Raw genomic sequence first — 763 nt, 5'->3', positions numbered from 1 at the left:
CCCTCAGTTCGCCCGCCACTTCGCTGCGCAGGTCCTGATCGATCTGGATGATCGCCAGTTCCATCTCGCTGATGCGCCCGCGCGTCTGCGCGGCGGCGGCGATCAACTGCCCGTTTTCGCCGTCGAGCCTTGCCTCGGCGCGTTCGCGATCGGCCAGACGCGAGATCGGCACCAGCTTCTTTTTCCAGAGGTCCCGCATGCCCTCGAGCTCGATCTTGGTGAGGGATATCTCCTGCTGCTTGCTCCTGAGCTGGGCCTCGATACCCGCGATCTCCTGACGGAACTGCACGATGCGCTCGCGTAGCTGTGAAATCTTGCCCTCGCGCGCCTGCCGCCGCAGCGCGAACAGCCTGTTCTCGCCGTCGATGAGATGACCGATCTGAGGGGCATGCGCGTTTCCCGACAGCTGCTCGGGATAGAGCACCGCCTGGGCGCCGTCGCGTTCGGCAATCAGCCGGGCGCGGCGGGCAGAGAGCTCGTCGAGACCGTTGTCGACGATGGCGAGATTGGCACGCGCCACCGTGTCGTCCAGCCGCACCAGGACGTCGCCCGCCTCGACCGTGCTGCCGTTCTGCACGTTGAGAGCGCCGACGACGCCGCCTTGCGGATGCTGGACGGACTTCACGTTCGAGCCGACGACCAGATGGCCGCCTGCGACCACGGCTCCGGCAAGACTGCTTGATGCCGCCCAAAGGCCGAGCCCGCCGACAAGCAGCGCCGCTGCGATCGCTCCCGCCCGGACGTTCCTGCGAATGGCCTGACG

At 67.1% G+C, this 763-nt stretch carries 1 protein-coding gene; it reads right to left on the bottom strand.

Annotated elements, in window-relative coordinates:
• Positions 1 to 763 (bottom strand): biotin/lipoyl-binding protein (locus EOA60_RS35525; RefSeq protein ID WP_128312757.1); only part of this gene is annotated, 763 nt, incomplete at both ends.

This window comes from Mesorhizobium sp. M1A.F.Ca.IN.020.06.1.1, assembly GCF_004023265.1.
GTDB lineage: Bacteria > Pseudomonadota > Alphaproteobacteria > Rhizobiales > Rhizobiaceae > Mesorhizobium.
This window is presented reverse-complemented; position numbering and strand designations above follow the sequence as displayed.